We start from the raw sequence: 22,839 nt of genomic DNA on the forward strand, positions 1-22,839 counted from the left end.
GGTCCAGATGCGGGACCTCCTCGCCGCCGTCGGGCTCCTGCTCGTGATCGAGGGATTGTGCCTTGCCGCTTTCCCTCGGGCATGGCGCAGTGCCATCCAGGCGGTGATGAAGGCGCCGGAGACACCGTTGCGCGTCGCCGGCCTCGTGGTCGGCGCCGTGGGTGTCATCGTGGTCTGGCTGGTGCGCAGCGCCTGAGGGCGCCCCAGCCGTGCGCGGGATTCCCCTCGGACACGCGGGAGCGGGTGGCCTGTCCCCCCGCTCCTGTCCGTCCTTCCGGGACGGTCTATAGTCGCTGCTGTTTCGCGCTCTGCGAGGAGAGGTCATGCCCACTGCTTTCCGCGCTTTCTCCGCGCTGCTGGCTCCCGCTTTGGTGCTCGGCCTCCTGGCCGGAGCCGCGGTGCCCCATCGCGCCCTTGCCGCCTCCACCAAAGGGCCGGACACCGTCGCCGACACCGCCGAGCGGGTTATGGACGCGGTGGTCAACATCTCCACGTCCCAGAACGTGGCCGCCTCCCGCTCCGTGCCGACGCCCCAGCTGCCGCCGGGCTCGCCGCTGGAGGATCTGTTCGACGAATTCTTCAAGCGCCGCGGTGGCCAGGAGGATGGCGACGGCGCCCCTCAGAACCGCTCCCGCAAGGTGTCGTCGCTGGGTTCCGGCTTCGTCATCGACCCGGCCGGCCTGATCGCCACCAACAACCACGTCATCGCCGACGCCGACGAAATCTATGTGAATTTCAATGACGGCACCAAGCTCAAGGCCGAGCTGGTGGGCCGCGATCCCAAGACGGACCTCGCCCTTCTGCGGGTGAAGCCGGAGAAGCCGCTCACCTCGGTGAAGTTCGGCGACTCCGACAAGATGCGGGTGGGCGACTGGGTGATGGCCATCGGCAACCCGTTCGGCCTTGGCGGCACGCTGACCGTGGGCGTGGTCTCGGCCCGAAACCGCAACATCAATTCCGGCCCCTACGACAATTTTCTCCAGACCGACGCCGCCATCAATCGCGGCAATTCAGGCGGCCCGCTGTTCAACATGGATGGCGAGGTGGTCGGCGTGAACACCGCCATCATCTCCCCCTCGGGCGGCTCCATCGGCATCGGTTTCTCGGTGCCCTCCTCCACCGCCGCTCCCGTTCTGGCCCAGCTCGAGCAGTTCAAGGAAGTGCGGCGCGGATGGATCGGCGTGCGCATCCAGGCGGTCACCGACGAGATCGCCGAGACGCTCGGCCTCGGCAAGGCGCGCGGTGCGCTGGTGGGCGGGGTGAGCGATGATGGCCCCGCCGCAAAGGGCGGCATCAAGGCCGGCGACGTGGTGATCCGCTTCGACGGCAAGGACGTGAAGGAAATGCGCGACCTGCCCCGCCTCGTGGCCGACACGCCGGTGGGCAAGCAGGTGGATGTGGTGGTGGTCCGCAAGGGCAAGGAAGAGACGCTCAAGCTCACCATCGCCCGCATGCCGGAGGACGAGAAGCCCGCCGCCGAGGGCAAGGCCCCCGACGCGCCCAAGGCCGACCTGAAGCGCGTGCTGGGCATGGAGCTGTCCCCGCTCACTGACGAGCTGCGCAAGCGCTTCAAGATCAAGGACAGCGTGAAGGGCGTCGTGATCCTGAACGTCGACCGCACCTCCGCCGCCGCCGAGAAGGGCCTCAAGCCCGGCCAGGTGCTGGTGGAAGTGGGCCAGGAGACGGTGGCCAATCCCGAGGACGTGGCCAAGCGACTCGACGGCCTGCGCAAGGGCGACAAGAAGTCCGTGCTGCTGCTGGTGGCCAATCCCGACGGCCAGATGCAGTTCGCGGCCGTGCCGCTGAACTGATCGCCCTCCCCTCCATGAAAAACGCCCGGCTGCGCGTGCAGTCGGGCGTTTTCATTTGGGGACCGGGTGAAGGACGTCAGCCCTGGCGGATTTCCTCGTGGGTATAGCCCTGCATGTAGAGCAGTGCCGTCAGGTCGCCATGGTCGATGCGGGCGTGGGCGGCTTCCGCAACCTTGGGCTTGGCATGGTAGGCGACGCCGATGCCGGCCTCCCCGAGCATGCCCAGATCATTGGCGCCATCGCCCACCGCCATGGTCTCGGACGGGGCGAGGTGCAGGCGGTCGCGCAGTTCGATGAGGGTGGCGGTCTTCGCCTCGCGGCCGAGGATCGGCTCCACCACGCGGCCGGTCAGCTTGCCGTCTTCCACGTCCAGGATGTTGGCGCGGTTCTCGTCGAAGCCGATCATGGCCGCCACCGGGCCGGTGAACAGCGTGAAGCCGCCCGAGACGAGGGCCGCATAGGCGCCGTGGGCCTTCATGGTGGCCACCAGGATCGGACCGCCGGGGGTCAGGCGGATGCGCTCGGCCAGAACGTCCTTCACCACGTCGGTGGCAAGGCCCTTCAGCAGCCCCACCCGCTCGCGCAGGGCCGGCTCGAAGGCGATCTCGCCGCGCATGGCGCGCTCGGTAATCTCAGCCACATGCGCCTTGATGCCCACCACATCGGCCAGTTCGTCGATGCATTCCTGGCCGATCATGGTGGAATCCATGTCCGCGATGAACAGGCGCTTGCGCCGGCCGGCAGCAAGTTGCACCACCACGTCGATGGGCGCGTCCCCCAGCGCCGCGCGCACCGTGTCCGCCAGCAGGCGGGGATCGGCGCCGAGCTGCGGGTCGAACGGGATGTCGGCGGCCACCTCCGGCTCAAGGATGTGCGGCTCGCCGGCCTCCGGCAGCACGGAGCGGGCGGCGATCAGGAGATCACGCGAGAGCAGCGCATCGGCGGGATTTGAGATAAGGGTCGCGACATAAACCATGGCAGATCCAGTGAGGAAGCCTTGAAGCCTGAGGCGGTGCTCATCGCAGGTCCAACGGCCAGCGGCAAGTCCGCCGTGGCCCTCGCCTTGGCGGAGCGCACGGGCGGCGTGGTCATCAATGCCGATTCCATGCAGGTCTATGGCGACCTGCGCATCATCACCGCCCGCCCCACCGAGGCGGAGGAAGCCCGCGTGCCCCATTGCCTCTATGGCCACGTGGACGCGGACACTGACTATTCCGCCGGCCGCTGGCTGGACGATGCCCTGGCCACCCTCGCCGATGCGCGGGCGCAGGGGCGGCTGCCCATCTTCATTGGTGGCACCGGCCTTTATTTCCGCGTGCTCACCCAGGGTCTGGCCGCCGTGCCGCCCATTCCGGAAGAGGTGCGCGCGGCCCTGCGCGCCGAGGCGGAAGGCCTGTCCGACGCTGCCCTCCACCAGTGCCTTGTCGCGCGGGACGCCGACGGCGCCGCCCGCCTCGCCCCCGCCGACCGGCAGCGGGTGCTGCGGGCGCTGGAGGTGGTGGAATCAACCGGCCGGCCGCTTGCCGCCTGGCAGCAGGCGCAGGGCCCTGCCCCGCTGGCGCCGGAGCGCTGCGCGCGCGTGGTCCTGGAGGTGGAGCGGGAGGTCTTGCGGGCGCGCATTGATGCCCGATTCGAGGCCATGATGGCGGCGGGTGCGTTGGATGAGGTGGCCGCGCTCGCCGCCCGGCATCTGCCGGCCGCTCGTCCGATCCTGAAGGCCCACGGGGTGCCGGCTCTCACCCGATACCTCGTTGGAGAGATGAGTCGGGAAGCGGCCATCGCCGAGGGCCAGGCCGACACCCGCCGCTATGCCAAGCGCCAGGTCACTTGGTTCCGCCACCAGATGAAGGACTGGCCCCGCACCCATCCCGAGGGGGCGCTGGAGACCCTCACGGCCGCGCTGTCGGGCGCCTGAGCGCCGTCAGGCGAGGGCGCGGGCAAGGCTATCGAAAGCGTCCGGCCCCATCTGGGCCACGTTGAAGCGCATGAAATCGCCGGCGGTCTGGCTGACCGAGAAGACATTTCCAGGCGCCAGGACCATGCCCTCCTCCAGGGCGCGGCGGGCCACCGCCGCCCCGTCGCGCCGCTCGGGCAAGCGGCACCAGAGCAGGAAGCCGCCGCGCGGCTCCAGCACCGGCCGCACGCCCAGCCCCGCGAGGCGCGCCGCCACCTCCCGCCGGCGCCGGGCGAGGCGCGGGCGCAGCATCGCCAGATGCTTGCGATAACTGCCGTCCGCCAGCACGCGGGAGACAATCTCCACCGCCAGCGGGCTCGGCCCGCCGAAGCTGGTGGCCACCTGGAGGTCCACCAGCCCCTCGATCCAATCCCGCCGCGCCACCACATAGCCTGTGCGCACCGAGGCCGAGAGCGTCTTGGAGAAGCTGCCCACCCGGATCACCCGCGCCAGCCCGTCCAGTGCGGCAAGGCGGGGCGAGGGATCGGGCTCCAGGTCGGCGAAGATGTCGTCCTCGACGACCGTCAAATCATGGGCCGCGGCGAGCGTCAGCAGGCGGTGGGCGACGGGGAAGGTCAGGCTCGCGCCGGTGGGGTTATGGAGGGCGGAATTGGTCAGATAGAGCCGGGGCCGGTGGGTGGCGAGCGCCTCCGCGAAGCGGTCCGTGTCCGGCCCGCTCGCCCCATAAGGCACCCCCACCAGCTTCACCCGGTGCGCCCGCAACAGGGCCTGGAAGTTGAAATAGCAGGGATCGTCCACCAGCACCGTGTCGCCGGGCTGCAAGAGGAAGCGGCACACCAATTCCAGCGCCTGGGAGCCGGAGGCGGTGAGCAGCACCTGATCCGCCCCCGCCGCGATGCCCTCCGCCGCGCAGTGGCGCACCAGCATCTGGCGCAGGGCCAGCGCGCCCCGGCTGCCGCCATAATCCGTCAGCAGCGCATCCGGCGCCTTGGCGAGCCCTCGGATCGCACGGCGCAGCGCCTCCTGTGGCATCCAGTCGGCGGGCAGCCAGCCGCAGCCGGGCCGGAGGGCATCGGAGGGGGCGTCAAGTGACTGGCGGGAGACCCAGAGCGGATCCACCGCCCGGTCCGTGCGCGGTGCCGCCTCCGAAAGGGCGAAGGGCGCCACGGACCCAGCCACATAGAAGCCGGAGCCGGGCCGGGCGCGCACCGCCCCCTCCGCCACCAGCCGGTCATAGGCCTCCACCACGGTGGAGGGCGAAACGTGAAGCTCGCGCGCCAAGGCGCGGATGGAGGGCAGCTTCTCGCCGCTCGCCAGCATGCGGCTGGTCATGCGGCGTCGGATGGCGGCCATGGCGCGCTCGGTCTGACCCGCCGAGGCTGCGTTCTGCGCGCTCAAGTGTATGCCTCATCGTATCCATACAGTTTGATATAACTGTATCGCTCCGTGACTGGGGAAGGAAGCCCGGCGGGCCTATGAGGATCGCCTTGGGAACAAGAGACGCAGCGAGGTGCCCTATGGCGCGCGGGAACGAAGGATGGCTGAGCGGGCTTGCCGGCGTCCTCATCTTCAGCGGCTCCCTGCCGGCCACCCGCGTCGCCGTCCAGGGCTTCTCACCGCTCTTCCTCACCTCGGCCCGCGCCGTCATCGCGGCGCTGCTGGGCGGGCTGCTGCTGCTCGCCTTCAAGCAGACGCGGCCGGAGCGGCAAGACCTCGTCTCCCTCGCCATCGTGGCGCTGGGCGTGGTGGCGGGCTTTCCGCTCTTGACCGCCCTGGCCTTGCAGCACGTCACCTCTGCCCATTCCATTGTCTTCATCGGCCTGCTGCCGCTGGCCACCGCTCTGTGCGCGGTGGCGCGGGCGGGCGAGCGGCCGCGTCCGGCCTTCTGGCTGTTCTCGGTGGCGGGAGCGGCGGCGGTGGCGGGGTTCGCGCTGGGCGGCGGCGGGGCGCTGTCCCCCAAGGGCGACCTGCTCATGCTGGCGGCGGTGGCGGTGTGCGGCCTTGGCTATGCGGAAGGCGCGCGCCTCTCCCGGCGGCTCGGCGGCTGGCAGGTGATTTCCTGGGCGCTGGTCCTGTCCTTGCCGGTCATGGCGGCCCTGGCCTTCGCCACGCGGCCGGACGGCTTCGGGCAGGTGCAGGCGCCGGCCTGGCTGGGCCTTGGCTATGTGGCCCTGTTCTCCATGATGATCGGCTTCGTCTTCTGGTATCGCGGCCTGGCGCTGGGCGGCATTGCCCGGGTGGGGCAGTTGCAGCTGCTCCAGCCCTTCTTCGGCCTGGCCTTGGCCGCTTTGGTGCTGGGCGAGCCGGTGGCCTGGACCATGGTGGCCACCGCCGCTCTGGTCATGGGCTGCGTCGCCGGCGCCAAGCGGTTCGCTTGAGGGGAGGTTTTTGCCGTTGGCCCCGGTCCGTGACCGGGGCCAAGCGGGCAACGCTCAGACCCCGCGCGGGCTTGGGGCCGTCAGCCCCGGTCCGTGACCGGGGCCAAGCGGGCAACGCTCAGACGCCGCGCGGGGCTTCGTGCCCTCAGCACCGGCCTGCGACCGGTGCCAAATGGGCAACGCTCAGACGCCGCGCGGGCTTGGGGCCGTCAGCCCCGGTCTGTGACCGGGGCCAAGCGACCCACGAGGCTCACCACCGCACGCGGAAGCTGCCGGACACGCCAATGGTGGAATAGCTGTCCGCCAATTGCGCATCGAAGCCGGCGGAGAGCACCGCGTTCGGGCCGGCCGCGAATTGCAGGCCCGCATGGAGATCGGCCGCATTGGCCACCGTCGGGATGGGTGAGCCGGTGAAGGCGAAGCCCGGCAGCTCGGCGAAGCTGCGGGAGACGCCACGATCCGGGCTGAAGTCATGCATCCAGGCGGCGCGCACATAAGGCGCGATGCGCTGGCCGTTGCCGAGCGTCCATTGCCCGTCCCATTGCAGGCCCACATAGAGCGGCAGCGCAGTGACCGAGCCGCTGTCATAGCTCAGGCCGCGCCCGAGGCTGAACACCTCCGAGCCCGAGCCGAGCCACAACTGGCTCGGCTGGAAGGCCAGGAACGGCGTCACCTGCATGCCACCGCCCATGGCGAAGCTGTAGCCCACCTCGATCCGCCCGCCGAGCACCATGCCGTCGAGGCCCGAGGTCGTGGCGAGGTTGAGGCCGAGATTATAGAGGTTGCGGTCGAAATTGGCACTGCCATAGCCCAAGGTCGCGATGGCCGACACATAAGCCGGCCCCCACTGATGCAGGCCATAGACGCTGAAGCCGCCATAGGAGGTGGAGACGGAGGCGCCGTAATCGTCCGCCCACAGATTGGTGGTGGAGAAATTGATCGCCGCCCCGGCGAGCGCATTGCCGTTGGCCAATTCCCCATCCAGGCCCACCGTGCCGCCGAAGGACGAGCCGGACAGCCCGCCCCCGGTGGTGACGGCGCCCACAGGCGCGCCCCAGAAATAGCGGTTGCCGGTGCTGCCCGCCTCCGGGGCCGCGCTGCTGGCGGCGGGGGCGGTGGCGTAGGACAGCGCCGTCGAAGACGGCCGCAGGCCCATGCGCCAGAGGTCCATCTGGGTGGTGATGCTGGCCATGGAGGCGGAGGCGGAGTTCAGGATGGTCATGGGCACCAGCGACACCGCGCCGCCGCCCACCGACTGGTAGGCCTGCTCCAGCCCCCCGACGGTCGGCTGCGCCAGCAGGGCCGGCACGATGGCCTCGAACAAGGACGAGGAGCCCTGTTCCTGAATGGCGCCCACCAGCGCGCCGAGGCCGGTGCCGAGGCCCGAGAGCCCGGTCGGGGTGAAGTCGATGGTGGTGCCGAGGCTCAGTCCGCCGCTGGTCTGGCTCACCGAGAAATCGAGCATGGCGGTGTCGCCCATCGCCACCAGGCCGGAGACCGAAAGGCCGCCCGTGGCGCTCAGGAAAGCGGCATCGTAATGCCCGGGCCGGGCAAGGCCCGGATTGGCCACCACACCCAGCACCCCGCCGGAAAGGCTGGCGCTGCCCGCGATGGAGAAGCGGTCCGCAAGCCCGGTGGTCTGGTCTGCCCGCACCACCAGCACGCCGGAGGAGGTCTGCACCAGCGAACCGGTGAGGCCGACCGTTCCAAGGTTCGCGGCGGCGCTGCGGAGCGTCCCGGCATTGGTGAGCACGTTGCCAGAGCCGCCGAGATCGAAGGAGGAGCCGGAGGCGATGGTGCCGCCGGCGAGGTTCATCACCGTGTTCGCCGCGCCCGATTGCAGCGAGACATTGCCGGTGATGGTGCCACCATTCACCACTTCGGCGAAGCCATTGAGGGTGCGGATGGCCAGGCCCTCGGCGCCATCCACGGTGGAGAGGCTGCCATAGGAGGTGAGCGTGGTTTGCGCGCCATCGCTGGTGATGGCGGTGCCACCCACGCCGCCAATGACCTGCGCGCCGACACCGATGTTCAGGATGGGATCGGCCGGCCCCTGGGTATAGACGGCGGTCGCCCCGACGCCGGTGGCGCTCACGGTGACGCCATTGGCCTGATTGTAGGTGACCTTGCCGCCGGCGGTGGAATTGCCGTTCACCAGCTCCATGGCCGCGCCATTCATGACGAGGCCGCCGCCATCGCTCACCGACTGGGCGATGACGCCATAAGCGCCCTGCCCGGAGGTGGTGATGTCCGCGTTCACATTCACCGTCACCGCCCCGCTGGTGCCGGAGGCGCTCGGCCCGGTGTAGGTCAGCGCGGTATTGTCGGCGATGGCCGCGCCGCCGCCGCCGCCGATGGACTGGGCGAGCACACCCACCGCATTGGTGCCGGTGGTCTTGATGACGCCACCCACCGTGACGGTGACCGTATTGGCATCGCCGGAGGTGCCGGCGAACTGGACCGCGGCCTCGGCCTTGCCCACGCCGCCGCCGCCGCCAATGGACTGGGCGATGATGCCGATGGCCGCCCCGCCGGTGGTGTTGATCTTGCCCGTGGTGGAGACGCTCACGGTGCCGCCCGCCCCGCCGCCGGTGCCACCAAGCACCAGGGTTTGCGCCGGCAAGGTGGAAATGCCGCCGCCGCCGCCAATGCTCTGCGCCACGAGGCCATGGGCATAATTGCCGCTGGTGGACACCGACCAGCCATTCACGCCCTGAACCGTCACGCCCAGGCCCGCCCCGCCGGCGGACCCGCCCAGGGTGACCGTGCCGTTGAAGGTGCTGCTGGACTGGCTCTCGATGGGCAGGCCCGTCACCCCACCACCACCGCCGATGGACTGGGCGATGAGGCCGATGGCACGGGTGCCGGCGGTGACGATATTGTTGCCATAGAGGGCAAAGACGGTGTTGGCATCGCCGCTGCCGGTGCCGTTGGCGCCGAGCGTCGTGTCATAGTCGATGGTGACATCGGCGGTGCCGTCGCCGCTCAGCAGCGTGCTGGCATAGCCACCACCGCCGGCAATGGACTGGGCCATGATGCCGTGGGAATCCATGCCCGAGGTCTGGACCGGGCCGTAATTGTTCAGCGTCACCGTCCCGGCCTGCGCGCCGAGGCCGTTGGTGCCGCCCAGCGTCATCGTCACCGAGCTGGTATTGGCATTGCCGGAAATGCTCGTGGTGCTGGCGGCGAGGCCGCCGCCGCCGGCAATGGACTGCACCAGCACCGCCGGCGCCATGGCGCCCACGGTGGCCGTGCTCATCCAATTGTTCACGAGCGCCGTGCCGCCCGCCCCGCCGCCGGAGCCGTTGCCGCCGAGCGCCAGGCCCGCCGCATAGGCGCCGCTGGTGGCATTGCCGCCGGTCGCGCTCACGTCGCTGGTGCCGCCTGCGCCGCCGCCGCCGCCAATGGACTGCACGAGCACACCCACCGCGCCGAGGCCATAGGTGACGGTGTGGGCATTGTCCGTATTGACGGTGACAGCGCCGCCGGCGCCACCGGAGGTGCCGGACCCGCCCAAAGAGAGCGTCGCGGTCACGTCGCCTGAGCCGGTGGCGCTGCCATTGCTGGAGCCGCCCATGCCGCCGCCGCCACCCACCGACTGGGCGACGAGGCCATAGGAGTAGGCACCATAAGTGGTGAGGGTGGTGCCGGAGCCGTAATTGTCCAAGGTGAGCGAGACGGCGCCGCCATCGCCGGCCGCCCCGCCCGTGCCGCCCAATGCGAGGGACGCGGTGGTGTCGCCGCCGCCGCCCGCCCCGCCCGTGGACGAGCCGCCAATGCCGCCGCCGCCGCCGATGGATTGGGCCACCAGGCCCGCGGCGTTTGCGCCATTGGTCAGGATGGCGGAATAGGCCGAGACCGTCACCGCGCCGCCGTCATTGCCCGTGCCGCCGGACCCGCCAAGGCCCAGGGAGGCGGAAATGTTGCCATTGGACGTGCTGGAGGTGGACGAGCCGCCCGCGCCGCCGCCGCCGCCGATGGACTGGCCGAGAATGGCGATGGCGTTGGCGCCGTTGGTCTGCACGCCGCCATTGGCGGTGAGGGTCACGGTGCCGCCGGGCAGGCTCGACGCGCCGGAGCCGCCCAGGGCAACGCCGATATTGGCCTCGCCGCCGCTGGCGGAGGTGGCGTTGCTGGCGCCGCCGAAGCCGCCGCCGCCGCTCACCGATTGGGCGAAGAGGCCATAGGACATGGCGCCCTGCGTGATGGTGGTGGCGTTCTGCGTCAGCGAGACGGTGCCGCCCGCGCCGCCGGTGCCGCCCGACCCGCCGAGGCCGAGGCTCACCGCATAGCTGCCGCTATTGGCATTGGTGGTGCTGGAACCGCCCGCGCCGCCGCCCCCGCCCACGGATTGGGCGAAGATGCCGTGGGACTGCGCGCCGTTGGTGTTGACCTGCGCGGTCGCCGTGACCGTGACGTTACCGCCGCCGCCCCCGCCGCCGCCGGAGCCACCAAGGCCCATGGAAAGCGCGACGCCACTGGAGGCCGAAGACGAGCTGGAACCCGCCTTGCCGCTGGCGCTGTTGCTGCTTGAGGAACTGGAGCTGCTGCCGCCGGTGGCGGAGGAAATGAAGGCGCCACCCGTGCCGCCGCCACCGCCCACCGACTGGGCGAAGATGCCGGTGGAATTGGCCCCGGAGGTGACGATGCCCTTCAACCCGTTCACGGATACCGGTACATTCACCGTCACAGTGACGGTGCCGCCGTCGCCGCCGCCCGATCCGTTGCCCCCCAGGCCGAGGGCGAGCGACATGGTGCCGCCCGTGGAGGTGGTGGTGGAAGAGGAGCCGCCATTGCCGCCGCCGCCGCCCACCGACTGGGCGATGAGCGCCGCGGAATTGTTGCCCGCCGTCTGCAGCGTGCCCACCGTAGTGACCTGGACCTCGCCACCCGTGCCGCCCGAGCCGCCGGAGCCGCCGAGCGCCAGGGAGACCGCGTGCTCGTTGGCGGAGGCATTCGACGTGCTTGAGCCGCCATTGCCGCCGCCGCCGCCCACCGATTGGGCCAGCAGGGCCGGCGCATTGTCCGGCGGGGCCGTGACGCTGAGCGAAGTCAGCGGGATGCCGGTGAAGATGAGGGCATCATTGGTGACGGTGACGCTGCCGCCATCGCCGCCGGTGCCGGCCGAGCCGCCCATGCTCATGGCCAGCGAATTGCCGCCGCTGGTGCCGCTGCCGCCGTCCGCACCCGCCTGGGCCGCGTTGGTGCCGCCATTATTGCCGGCGCTTGAGGCCGTCTGCGAGGAACTGGCCGAGCCGCTGGTGCTGCCCGTGGAAGCGGAGGAGCTGCCCCCGCCGCCGGACTGCACGCCCGGAGCGGAGGACGCCGTGGTGCTGGAGCCGCCGGAGCCGCCACCGCCACCCACCGACTGGGCGAACAGGCCGATGGCGCCCGCCCCCAGCGTGTTTATGACCGAGCTGACGTTGCCTTCCACCGTCACACTGCCGCCCGTCGCCCCGCTGGCGCCGTTGCCGCCGAGGCTGAAGGACACGGCCGCCTGGCCGCCGGTGGCGCTGTTGGTGGCCGAGCCGCCATTGCCGCCGCCGCCGCCCACCGACTGGGCGAAGATGCCATAGGCCTGCTGGCCGCTGGTGTAGATGTTGCCGGCGGTGCCCTCGAGATCGACCGTGACGCCTCCGCCCGTGCCGCCCGTCCCGGCGCCGCCCCCCAGCGTCACCGAGGCGGCATAGGAGCTGCCATCCGCATTGGTGCTGGACGAGCCGCCATTGCCGCCGCCGCCGCCGACCGACTGGGCGAAAATGCCGTGGGACAGGTCGCCATAGGTCTGGAGCGCGCCGGTGGACGTGACGGAGACCGTATTGCCCCCGCCGCCCTGGCCCGCATTGCCGCCAATGGCCAACGATACCGCGATGCCGTTGTCCGGCTGGGTCTTGCTGGCGGTGGAGGCGCCCTTGTCGGAGGAATTGGTGTTGGAAAGGGCGGAATTGACGTTGTTCACGTCATTGGCCACGCCCGCGCCCGCCACCGAGGTGACACCGCCGGTCAGTTCGCTGCCTTGCCCCGCCGTGGTGGTGGAAGAGGCCGCCCCGCCATTGCCGCCGCCACCGCCCACGGACTGGGCGAACAAAGCCGCGGAATGATCCCCATGGGTCACCACCGCGCCGCCCACATCGAGCGTCACCGTGCCGCCCGCGCCGCCGCCCGCGCCATAGCCGCCAATGGCGATGCCCGCCGCATATTGGTTGGAGGAGGCGGTGGCCTGCGACCAGCCGCCATTGCCGCCGCCGCCGCCGATGGACTGGCCGATCACGCCCGGCGACTGCGCGCCATAGGTCACCACCGACCCGGAATTGAGGCCGCTATTGGACTGGGCGGAAACGTTGCCGCCATTGCTGCCCTGCCCGCCGCCGCCGCCGATGGCGACCGAGACAGAGGCCGTGCTGGCGATGGCATTGGCATCGGCCGAGCCGCCATTGCCGCCCGAGCCGCCCACGGACTGGGCGAAGATGCCGGGGGCGAGGTCGCTGGTCACCGAGCCGGTGCCCACCTGCACGCCGCCGACCTGCTGCACCGTGACCGAGCCGCCATAGCCGCCGGAGGACCCTGCGCCGCCAATGGCCACGGAGGCGGAATAGCCGTCCACCTCGGAGCCGGCGCCCGACACGGAGAAGGCCCGACTCGACCCGCCATTGCCGCCGGAGCCGCCGATGGACTGGGCGAGGATGCCGATGGATTCATAACCCTGGGTGGAGATATTGGTGGCGTAGACGGTCACCGACCCCGCCGTCTGCCCCGAGCCGCCCGAGCCGCCGGTGGCCGCCGCCCCGCCCACGGACACCTTGGCATCGCCGCCGCCGGTGGACCCGGCGCCCGCAAGGGCGAAGCCGCCATTGCCGCCATTGCCGCCGATGGACTGGGCGAGAATGCCGATGGACTGGTCATAGGAGGTGGTGACGAGGGAGTTGGAGGTCACCTTTACCGCGCCCGAGCCCCCGCCCGAGCCACCATTGCCCGCCAGGGTGACGTCCGCTGCGAACACGATGGAGCCCGCCGCCCCGGCGCTGAAGCCGCCCGCACCGCCGGACCCGCCGATGGACTGGGCCACGATGCCGGGGGAGATGAGGCCCGCCGTGGTGATGGGCGCGCCGGAATCCAGCACCACCGTCACGCCGCCCGCCGTGCCGCCGCTGCCGCCGGTGCCGCCCAGGGCCACCGCCGCCGAGGCGCCGCCCGCCAGCGAGCCGGCCACGTCCCAGCCACCCGCGCCGCCCGCCCCGCCGATGGACTGCGCCGTGATGGCGGGGGATTGCGAGCCATTGGTGGTGAGCGCGCCGCCCGTCTGCGTGACCGACACGGTGGACGCCGATCCGCCTGAACCGCCGCCGCCGCCGATGGTGGCATTGGCAGCCACCCCGCTTTCGAGGCCCCCGCCCACCGCGAAGCCGCCGGTGCCGCCCGCGCCACCCACGGACTGGGCGACGATGCCGCCCGACATGGGGCCGACCAGGGTGATGGTGTTGCCGTTATAGACCGTGACCGCGGCGCCCGAGCCACCCGAGCCCGCCGAGCCGCCCACTTCGAGGCTCGCATCATAGGCCCCCGACATGGAGGCCCCCACCGCGAAGCCGCCGGAGCCGCCGCCGCCGCCCATGGACTGGGCGAGAATGCCCGGCGCATTGCCGTAAAGGGCGGCGCCGCTCGCCACCGTCTGGGTCGTGGTGACGGGGGTGTAGGTGGTCACTGCCACCTGCTCGGTCGTGTAGACCGGCTCAAGTTCCATATAGCAATAGTAGGTGCAGACGTAGACTTCCTTGTAACCCGCGAAGACCTGCTCGGTCACATAGGTCGTGGTGGCCACCTCAGTCGTGGTGGTGGTGGTCACCGTGCTCGGCGCAACGATCGCGCCGTAATTGGTGACCTGCACCGTATTGGCGTATGAGCCGTCTCCGCCGGAGCCGCCCACCGCCAGGGTGGCCGAGCCCTCCAGGCTGGCATTGCCCGAGGCCACGAAGCCGCCATTGCCGCCGCCGCCGCCGATGGACTGGGCGAGAATGATGGCCGCGCCGCCGCCGGCCGCGCTCAGCGTGCCGCCCGTATTCTCGAAGAAGACCGTGTTGGCATAATTGCCGCTGCCGCCGAGCCCGCCAATATTGGCGCCCAGCGAGGGGCCGAGCGACAAGGTGAGGGCCGTGGTGTAGCCGCCATTGCCGCCGCCGCCGCCGATGGACTGCACCACCACCGCGCTCGACTGATAGCCGGTGGTGGTGATGTTGGCGCTGCCCGCCGCGCCGCTGTCGGTCTTGTTATAGGCATAGGCCCACCCGCCCGTGCCGCCCGCCCCGCCGGTGCCGCCCAGCGTCAGATTGACCGCCGCCACCTCGCCCGCCGAGGCGGAGATGGCCGCGCCGCCATTGCCGCCGCCGCCGCCGATGGACTGGGAGAGCAGGCCCGGCGAACGATCGCCATAGGTGACGATGTTGCTGCCCTGGTTGATGGCCGCCGCATTCACGCCATAGCCGCCCGAACCGCCGGGCGCGCCAACGGCGAGCGCGATGGAGGCGCCCTGCGCGATGGCGCCCGCGACGCTCGCCCCCGCATTGCCGCCGCCGCCGCCGATGGACTGGGCCACCACGCCGGGGGAATCCGTGCCATTGGTGGTGATGTTGAGGCCACCCGTGCCGGCGAACACGTTGCCGGCATCGCTGCCCGGGCCGCCCGCGCCGCCCACCGCCAGGGAGAAGGCCGCCACCGCGCTGCCGGACAGCGACACCGCATAGCCACCATGGCCACCGCCACCGCCCAGCGACTGGGCGATGATGCCCGGCGAGCCCGTGCCATTGGTGGAGATGGAGCCATTGCCGAGGCTGGTCAGCCAGTTCGCGCCCGAGGTGTTGCAGGCCGCGCCATAATTGGCGCCCGCATCGCCGCTGGTGCAGTTCACGGTGACCGCGCTCGCCGCGCCGCCCGTGCCGCCAGCGCCGCCATGGGAAATGGAGGCGCCACTGGTGCCGCTCAGCGACAGCGAGAGCGCGCCGCCGCCGGACCCGCCGCCCCCGCCGATGGACTGGGCGAGGATGGCCGGGGAATTGATCTCCTGGGTGGTGATGGAGCCGGTATTGTCGACGAAGACGGCCCCGCCATTGCCGCCAGCGCCCCCATTGCCGCCCATGGCGAAGGACGTGCCGACGATGGAGGTGGCGACGCCGAAGCCGCCAGTGCCGCCGCCGCCGCCGATGGACTGGGCCTGGATGCCCATGGCCCCGCCGGCGCTGGAGGAGGGCGCGGCCCCGCCATTGCAGGAATTGCCGGTGCAGATATTGCCGGTATTGCTCACCGTCACGGTGCCGGAATTGCCGCCGCCGCCGCCATCCCCGCCCGTGTCGGTGCCGCCGACGATGACGCCGGTAATGCCGCTGCTATAGGCAAGGCCGCCTGTGCCACCGGCGCCGCCCACGGACTGGGCGGCAATGCCGATGGCCGAGCCGTTGGTGAGGACGATGGCACCGGAATTGGAAACGGTGACCTGCGCGCCCGAACCCGCCGGGCCGCCATTGGCGCCCAGCGCGTTCAGGCCGTTGGAAATGCCCGCATCGCCGCCGCCGCCGCCCACTGACTGGGCCTCGATGCCGCGCGAGCCCAGCCAATTTGAGGTGAGCGTGCCGGAATTGGTCACGTTGACCGTGCCGGCATCGGCGCCATAGCCGCCGCCACCGCCCGAGCCGCCGCCGCCGAAGATCCAGTAGCCCCCGCCGCCCGACCCGCCGCCGGCGCCGGTGCCGCCCACGCTCTGAGTGTAGATGGCTATGGAGTTTTGGGCCGTCACCGCGGCGGTGTTGCTCAGGATGACCGCGCCGCCGATGCCGCCCGCGCCGCCCGAACCGCCATTGCCGCCGGTGGCGCCATTGCCGCCGGACCCGCCATTGCCGCCCACGGAGAGCACGGCAAGGCCCGCCGCGCCCGTGGAGGTGGTGGTGATCGGTGTGGAATTGGTGAGCTGCGCCTGGCCGCCCTGCCCGCCCTGGCCACCGGAGCCGCCATAGCCGCCATCGGTCTTGGAATAGCCGCCATCGCCGCCATTGCCGCCCTTGCTGTAGACGACGATGGCCGTGCCCGAGAAATAATTGCCCGATCCGCTGTTGGTGGTGATGGTGACGGTACCACCATCGCTGCCGGTGGCGCCATTGCCGCCATTGATGGCGCCGCCATCCAGACACAAGGCGGCATTGTCGGAATTGCCGCCACCGCCGCCATTGCCGCCGATGCTCCCGGCCAGCACGAAGGTGCCATCATACGAGCTGCCGCCGGAGAGCGTGTTGGAATAGGTCTCGGTGACGGGGGGGCCGTTGCTGCCCGAATGGCCGCCGCCCACATTGGCCTCGTAGCCATTGCTGTCCGGGCAGCCATAGCCGCCGCTGCCATTGGAGCCGGCCGGCTGGTAATTGTGGAGGTAGTTCGGGCCCACCGTGGCATTGCTGCTCTGGGCCAGCGCCGAGGCCGGGATGGCGCAGGAGGCGAGCAGCGCGAGCGCGAGCTGACGCGTACGGCGAGCGGACGGACGCGAAGCCGGCATCTTGACGGACATGGTTCCCACCCCAGAGGGCCGGCGATCGGGGGCCGGCATATTGCCCACGTTTTACGCACGTGTCGCAGCGTTACCGAAAGTGTCTCGCCAAGACCGATGGCGGTCAATGCTCAAAAACTGACCGTTTTGGAAGGGGATAGCGGTTGCATCCGTGGCTTTGCGACCACGGCGTGCAGCAACGCTTCACCCACGGTAAACGGGTAGCGCCGTCAATTCTTGTCTCGCACCTGCCAAAACAAAAGGCAGCAAGCTGCGCTGAGGGTTTCACCGAATGTCCGCCGCGCCGCGGCAGGGCTGGTCTTAGGCAGCGCAACATAAGGCTCCGAACTGGAGTGATTTTTTCGCGGGCTGGGGACGGAGACGCGCGCCAATGGGCCTTGGAGGCCCGCGCGGCTGGAGACCGGGGCGGTTCACAGGCAAGATGTGCCCCTTTCCTGTCCCCCCTCCCCCTCGGAGCCTGCCCATGAGTCTGCCTTCTTCTTCCTGCGACGTGGCGGTGATCGGCCTCGGCGCCATGGGCAGCGCGGTGCTCTACCAATTGGCCAAGACAGGCGCCCGGGTGGTGGGCATTGATCGCTTTTCGCCGCCCCACACCTTCGGCTCCAGTCATGGCGACACCCGCATCACGCGGGAGGCGGTGGGCGAAGGAGCGGACTATGTGCCGCTGGTGCGCGCCTCCCATCGCATCTGGCGGGAGCTGGAAGCCGAGACGGGAGAACCGCTTCTCGTGCCCGCCGGGACGCTGGTGATGGCCTCCGCTTCGGCGCCCAATTCTCACCACGGCAAGCCGGACTTCCTGCGCCGGACGGTGGAGGTCGCCCAAGCCCATGCCATCCCTCACGAGGTGCTGGACGCCGCCGAGATCCGCCGCCGCTTCCCCGCCTTCGTCGGGCTGCGCGGCGACGAGCAGGGCTATTTCGAGCCCGGCGGCGGCTATGTGCGCCCGGAGGCCGCCATCCGCACCCAGATCGCGGAGGCAGTGCGGCTGGGCGCGCAGGTGATGACCGACACGAAGGTGACGGGCCTCGCGCCAGACGGCGCGGGTGTATGCATCGAGACGGAGCGCGGCGCGGTCCTGGCCGGTCAGGTGGTGGTGGCGGCGGGTCCGTGGGCCCATTCCTTTTTGGGGCCGGCGCTGAAGCCCGCCTTCCGCGTGCAGCGGCAAGTGCTCCATTGGATGGAGATTACGGAGCCGGCTTTGTTCCCGGCCAACAGCCCCGTCTTCATCTGGATGCATGGGGACGGGGACGAGGACTATGTCTATGGCTTCCCACCCGCTGCCAGCCCCGGCAGCATCAAGGTGGCCACTGAGCAATATGCCACCTCCTGCGACCCCGACACCGTGGAACGCACCGTCTCGGACGCGGAAGTGGCGGCCATGCACGCCCATCACATAGCCGGCAAACTGGCCGGCATCGCGCCCCGTGCCACCCGCTCGGCCGTGTGCCTCTACACCACCTCCCGCGACAATGGCTTCCTCATCGACGCTCACCCGGAAATGCCGCGTGTGCTCCTCGTTTCCGCCTGCTCGGGCCACGGCTTCAAGCACTCGGCGGGCATTGGCGAAGCCGTCGCGCGCCACCTGCTGGAGCCCGGAACGCCCCTCGGCCCCGCCTTCGGCGCGCAGCGGCTGATGGCACCGCGTGGCTGAACCTAGGGCGCAGTGCGCTTGCGGCGGGCGGGGCGGCGGCGGCCTGCCCCGTCCAGCAGGCGGCGGAAGGTGGGGCATTCCATGTGCGAGGGCGCGGGGCAGTCCGCCACATGGCGCAAGGTCTCGCGCAGGGCCGTCAGCTCGCCGATCTGACGGTCGATCTCGTCTGCGCGGCGGTGAAGAGCGGCGCGGTCCAGCGTCGGCGCGCCGCCGGTGCCGAACATGCCGGCAATGTCGGTGAGCGAGAATCCCGCCCCCTGGCACAGGGCGATGAGCTTGAGCTGCACCAGCACTTCGGGCGGAAACTGCCGGCGCAGGCCATGGCGGCCGGCGGAGGAAATCAGCCCCACATCCTCGTAATAGCGCAGCGCCGAGGGCCGCACGCCGGTGCGTTCGCACACCTCGCCAATATCGAGCAGCATGGCCCTTGACCTCAAGTTGACTTGAATTCGTAGCCTCGCGCGCGATCGCAATGAACGCAAGGGGCAAGGACATGATCGAGAGGCTTGAAGACGGCCCGAAACACAGATGGGGCGCGGACGTGCCGCTTGCGCTGGCGGTGCTGCTGGCGGCGCTTGGCACCAGCATCGCCAATGTGGCGCTGCCGGCGCTCTCGGCGGCCTTCGCGGCGCCGTTCGCGGCGGTGCAGGGGGTCGTGGTGGCCTATCTGGCGGGAATGACCGTGTTTGCCCTCATCGCCGGGCGGCTGGGCGACCGGTTCGGGCTCAAGCCCATGCTGCTCCTGGGCCTGGTCCTGTTCGCGCTCGGCTCGGGCCTTTGCGCGCTGGCGCCGGGCCTCCCGCAGCTGATCGCGGCGCGGGCGCTCCAGGGGATCGGGGCCGCCTTTATGATGACGCTGGCCACGGCCCTGATGCGCGAGACGGCAGGGACCGGGCGCGTGGGCCGCGCCATGGGACTGCTCGGCACCGTTTCGGCCATGGGAACGGCCCTCGGCCCCGCGCTCGGCGGCGGGGTGCTGGAGATGGGCGGATGGCGCGCCCTGTTCCTGCTGCTCGTGCCACTGGGCCTCGGCACCTTCGCGCTGGCGGGGCTGGCTTTGCCCCACCCGCCAGCGGCGCGCCCCGCCGCCATCCGTGCCATGGGCTCAGGCGATGGCGATGGCGAACACGCCGTGCCGAGCGTGTGGCCCAACCTTCTCGCCAACCTGCTGGTCGCCATGGTGATGATGGGGACGCTGGTGGTGGGACCCTTCTATCTGCGCCTCGGCGTCGGGCTGGCCGACGCGGCCATCGGGCTCGTCCTGGCCGTCGGGCCGGGTGTCTCAATGGTGACCGGCGTGCCGGCGGGGCGGCTGGTGGACCGGTTCGGCGCGGTGCCCGTGTCTCGGGCCGGTCTCGGGCTGCTCGGGGCCGGTGCAATCCTGCTGGCTCTCCTGCCGCCGGTGGCCGGACTGTGGGGCTATGTGGGTGCCCTCCTCGTCCTGACGCCGGGCTACCAGTTGTTCCTCGCCGCCAACACCACCGGCACCCTGGCGCAGGTGCCGGCGGCGCGGCGAGGCACGGTCTCCGGCCTTCTGGGCCTTGCCCGCAATCTCGGCCTGATCGCGGGCGCCGCGCTCCTCGGCGCGCTGTTCGCCTGGGGGGCGGGGCTTGGCGGGGTGGATCCCCCCTCCCCCAGCGCAGTGGCGGGGGGATTGCGGGTGACCTTCCTGGCGGCGGCGGGGCTCATTCTCGCCGCCCTCGCCGTCACCGCGCGGATGCGCTGATGGCCGGCGCCTCAAGCGGCAGCAGGCAGGGGATGCTGCATGCGGGAGGCCACTGCGAGGCGGTTCCACAGATTGATGGCCCCGATCGCAACAACCAGCCGGGCAATGTCGCCGTCCGAGAATTCCGCCTTGGCCGCGGCATAGGCGGCGTCGGGGATGCCGGTGTCGGCGACCAGCGTCACCGCCTCCGTCCATTCCAGCAAGGCCCGGTCATGGGCATCGAAGAAGGGCGATTCCCGCCAGGCGCAGACCAGATGGAGCATCTGCGGGTCGAGGCCATCGGCCAGCGCCTCCTTCACATGCATGTCCACGCAAAAGGCGCAGCCATTGATCTGGGACGCCCGCAGCTTCAGGAGGTGCAGGTCGCGCTTGGACAGGCCCGACTTCAGCACCGCTCCCTCCAGCCCGCGCATGGCCTGGTAGAGATCGGGCGCCAGGGCGGCGATGTTCATACGGGACGACATGGAAACCTCCGTTAAAGTGGGCCTGAGCCCTATTCGTGGATATTTCTTATCCATGATTTGAGCAGAGCACAAACGCGAATCCGGGAGCGGCGCATGCGGCGCATGAGCGATGGGGTGGAGGCGGCACTGCATTGCGCGCTGGTTCTGGCGGGCCTGCCGGCGGGAAAGGTGTTGCCGGGCAAGGCGCTGGCCGAGATGCACGGGGTCTCGGAGACCTATCTCCTCAAGCACCTGCGGCAGCTCGCCGCGGCCGGGCTCATCGATGCCTTGCCCGGCCCGCGCGGCGGCTATCGCCTCGCCCGCGCCCCGGAGGCGACCACGCTCGCCGACATCGTGGAAGCCATTGACGGCGCCGAGCCGGCCTTCGTGTGCCGGGAAATCCGCCGGCGCGGCCCCGGCAAGTCCAAGGACCCGTGCGTCTACAAGACCGACTGCTTCATCAAGCGCCGCATGCTGGCCGCCGAGGAGGCCTGGCGCGCGGTGTTGCGCCAGCAGACGCTGGCGGACCTCATGGCCGATGGCGAACGGCTCATCGACGCGGAAAACAAGGCGGCGGTGGAAGACTATGTGCGGAAGGCGCAGCGGTGAGCGGCAAACGCCCTATTCCACCGTCTGGCAGACATCCACCCAGATGGCGCCGGTGAGCTCCGCCATGCGCTCCGGCGCGATGCGCACCATGGCGTTGCCAGCGCCGGCGGCGGGCATCACCTCGTCGAAGGCACGGAGCGCCACGTCGCAATAGACCTTGAGGCCCGTCGGCAGGCCGAAGGGGCAGACCCCGCCCACGGGGTGGCCGGTGAGTGCCGCCACTTCCTCCTGGCCGAGCATGCGGGGCTTGGCGCCCAGGGCCGCCTTGGCCTTCTTGTTGTCGAGCCGGGAATCACCGCGGGCCACCACCAGCACCACCTCCTCGCCAATGCGCAGCGACAGCGTCTTGGCGATCTGGGCGGGGGCGACGCCGAGGCTGGCGGCCGCTTCCGGCACCGTGGCGGTGCTGGTGGCCAATTCCTCGACGGTGATGTCGGGGGCATGCTCGGCAAAGAAGGCGCGCACGCTCTCAAGGCTCATGGAAACGCTCCGGGCAAGGAATTCGCAAGCAAGGATTTGGCGGGCAAGGATTTGGCCCGTGCTTACCCGATTCGGCGCGGGCAAAGGTCAGGGCAGGTTTTCCCGCAGGATGATCTCGATGCGCGGCGGCTCGACGCCGGCCAGCGGATCAAGCCCCGCCCGCACGTTGGAAAAGAGCGTGGCGATGCTGGCGAGCGCGCCTTGCGGGCTCTGGGTGATGACCGCGTCCATGGTGCCGTCCAGCAGCAAGGCGCGGGTGTCGGGGGTCAGGCCATGGCCCACGAACACCACCTCCCCCTCCCGCCGCATCTCCTTCAGCGCCCGCCCGACACCGGCCGCGCCGCCGCCAATATTGTAGAGGCCGGACAGGTCGGGATGCTGGGCGAGGAATTGCCGGGTCTGGCGATAATTCTGCGCCTCGTCGTCCTGCCCCTCGCGCAGGCCCACCACCTCGATCTGCGGAAACATCTCCTGGAACAGGTGCAGGAAGCCCATCTCGCGCTCCTCATGGGCGCGGTAGGAGAGCGAGCCGGCGATCATGGCGACCTTGGCCGGCCGGTTGCCGACGAAGCGGGCGATCAGATAGGCGGCGGTACGGCCCGCCGAGCGGTTGTCGAGGCCGAAATAGGCGAGGCGCCGCGTGCCCGCCACATCCGAAATCAGGGTGGCGCAGGGCACGCCCTTCTCGGCCAGCCGGTTCACCGCCTCGCGCACGGCCGGGTGCTCCAGCGCCATGAAGACGAGGCCATCGGCGGTGCGCCCGTGCTGGAGCAAGGCGCGCGCGAGCAGTTCGGGATTGAAGCTCTTGATGTATTCGACGCGGCAGGAGATGTGCGCCGCCTCCAGCATGGGCGTGCTTTCCGCCAGCATGCGGCCGAGCATGGTGATGAAGCGATTGGTGCCCGCCGGCAGCAGCACCACGATGCGCAGCGGCTTGAGGCCCGGCGCCAGCAGAGGCGCCGGCAGATCGGCGGGATAGCCCAGCTCCGCCACCGCCTGGAGCACCTTCTGCACCGTGCCCGCCCGCACGCCGGGGCGGCGATTGAGCACCCGGTCCACGGTGGCGGTGGAGACACCCGCCCGCCGCGCCACGTCGGGAATGCGGGCCATGCGGCGGGCGGCGGCGTCCTCGCCCCCTGCCGTTTCGTCACCCTCTGCCGCAACTTGATCGGAACACATCAAAACACATCAGTCTTTCGATTTGACAGGACAAGCTCAAAACCTATTGTTCCATCAAATCGACGGAACAATCCATCAAAAAACACCAATATTCGGGAGGCTGT

The 22,839-nt window shown here is 70.4% G+C and carries 14 protein-coding genes; 7 read left to right on the top strand and 7 right to left on the bottom strand.

The window, feature by feature from the left end; genetic code table 11:
* The first annotated feature begins 7 nt into the window (after positions 1-7).
* Positions 8-196, top strand: coding sequence for a DUF2065 family protein (locus tag J5J86_RS22965; RefSeq protein WP_209102470.1), 189 nt, complete (start codon positions 8-10; stop codon positions 194-196).
* A gap of 127 nt (positions 197-323) precedes the next feature.
* Positions 324-1,811 carry a DegQ family serine endoprotease gene (locus J5J86_RS22970; RefSeq protein WP_209102472.1) on the top strand — a complete coding sequence of 496 codons (1,488 nt, stop codon included), beginning with the start codon at positions 324-326 and terminating at the stop codon, positions 1,809-1,811.
* A 76-nt stretch (positions 1,812-1,887) separates the two neighbouring features.
* On the opposite strand, the gene serB is transcribed toward J5J86_RS22970, so the two are convergent.
* Positions 1,888-2,787 carry a phosphoserine phosphatase SerB gene (serB, locus tag J5J86_RS22975; protein ID WP_209102474.1) on the bottom strand — a complete coding sequence of 300 codons (900 nt, stop codon included), beginning with the start codon at positions 2,785-2,787 and terminating at the stop codon, positions 1,888-1,890.
* A 21-nt stretch (positions 2,788-2,808) separates the two neighbouring features.
* On the opposite strand from serB, the gene miaA reads away from it, so the two are divergent.
* On the top strand, positions 2,809-3,726 hold the full coding sequence (miaA, locus tag J5J86_RS22980) for a tRNA (adenosine(37)-N6)-dimethylallyltransferase MiaA (protein ID WP_209102476.1): 918 nt from the start codon (positions 2,809-2,811) through the stop codon (positions 3,724-3,726).
* A 6-nt stretch (positions 3,727-3,732) separates the two neighbouring features.
* Here the strand turns inward: miaA and J5J86_RS22985 are convergent, their stop codons facing one another.
* The gene (locus J5J86_RS22985; RefSeq protein WP_209105513.1) at positions 3,733-5,079 is read right to left on the bottom strand and encodes an aminotransferase-like domain-containing protein; all 1,347 of its coding nucleotides are present in this window, start codon (positions 5,077-5,079) and stop codon (positions 3,733-3,735) included.
* 164 nt (positions 5,080-5,243) lie between these two features.
* On the opposite strand from J5J86_RS22985, the gene J5J86_RS22990 reads away from it, so the two are divergent.
* On the top strand, positions 5,244-6,104 hold the full coding sequence (locus J5J86_RS22990) for a DMT family transporter (RefSeq protein ID WP_209102477.1): 861 nt from the start codon (positions 5,244-5,246) through the stop codon (positions 6,102-6,104).
* A gap of 250 nt (positions 6,105-6,354) precedes the next feature.
* On the opposite strand, the gene J5J86_RS22995 is transcribed toward J5J86_RS22990, so the two are convergent.
* Entirely contained in the window at positions 6,355-16,647 is a 10,293-nt protein-coding gene (locus J5J86_RS22995; protein WP_209102478.1) for an autotransporter outer membrane beta-barrel domain-containing protein, read from the bottom strand.
* A 463-nt stretch (positions 16,648-17,110) separates the two neighbouring features.
* Between J5J86_RS22995 and solA the strand changes: the two genes are divergently transcribed.
* Positions 17,111-18,298, top strand: coding sequence for an N-methyl-L-tryptophan oxidase (gene solA, locus J5J86_RS23000; RefSeq protein ID WP_209102480.1), 1,188 nt, complete (start codon positions 17,111-17,113; stop codon positions 18,296-18,298).
* Positions 18,299-18,300: 2 nt separating this feature from the next.
* On the opposite strand, the gene J5J86_RS23005 is transcribed toward solA, so the two are convergent.
* Positions 18,301-18,720, bottom strand: a complete 420-nt coding sequence (locus J5J86_RS23005; protein WP_209102482.1) for a helix-turn-helix domain-containing protein — start codon at positions 18,718-18,720, stop codon at positions 18,301-18,303.
* A gap of 71 nt (positions 18,721-18,791) precedes the next feature.
* On the opposite strand from J5J86_RS23005, the gene J5J86_RS23010 reads away from it, so the two are divergent.
* A complete protein-coding gene (locus J5J86_RS23010; protein WP_209102483.1) occupies positions 18,792-20,024 on the top strand; it encodes an MFS transporter in 1,233 nt (410 codons plus the stop codon).
* Between the two features lie 11 nt (positions 20,025-20,035).
* Here the strand turns inward: J5J86_RS23010 and J5J86_RS23015 are convergent, their stop codons facing one another.
* Positions 20,036-20,488, bottom strand: coding sequence for a carboxymuconolactone decarboxylase family protein (locus J5J86_RS23015; RefSeq protein ID WP_209102484.1), 453 nt, complete (start codon positions 20,486-20,488; stop codon positions 20,036-20,038).
* A 93-nt stretch (positions 20,489-20,581) separates the two neighbouring features.
* Between J5J86_RS23015 and J5J86_RS23020 the strand changes: the two genes are divergently transcribed.
* Positions 20,582-21,076, top strand: a complete 495-nt coding sequence (locus tag J5J86_RS23020; protein ID WP_209102485.1) for an RrF2 family transcriptional regulator — start codon at positions 20,582-20,584, stop codon at positions 21,074-21,076.
* A 12-nt stretch (positions 21,077-21,088) separates the two neighbouring features.
* On the opposite strand, the gene J5J86_RS23025 is transcribed toward J5J86_RS23020, so the two are convergent.
* Positions 21,089-21,556 (bottom strand): YbaK/EbsC family protein, encoded by a 468-nt coding sequence (locus J5J86_RS23025; RefSeq protein WP_209102486.1) that lies wholly within the window; start codon positions 21,554-21,556, stop codon positions 21,089-21,091.
* A gap of 87 nt (positions 21,557-21,643) precedes the next feature.
* Complete coding sequence (locus tag J5J86_RS23030; protein WP_209102487.1) at positions 21,644-22,735, bottom strand: LacI family DNA-binding transcriptional regulator; 1,092 nt, start codon at positions 22,733-22,735, stop codon at positions 21,644-21,646.
* Between the last annotated feature and the right edge of the window lie 104 nt (positions 22,736-22,839).

This window comes from Aquabacter sp. L1I39 (assembly GCF_017742835.1).
Taxonomy (GTDB): Bacteria; Pseudomonadota; Alphaproteobacteria; order Rhizobiales; family Xanthobacteraceae; genus L1I39.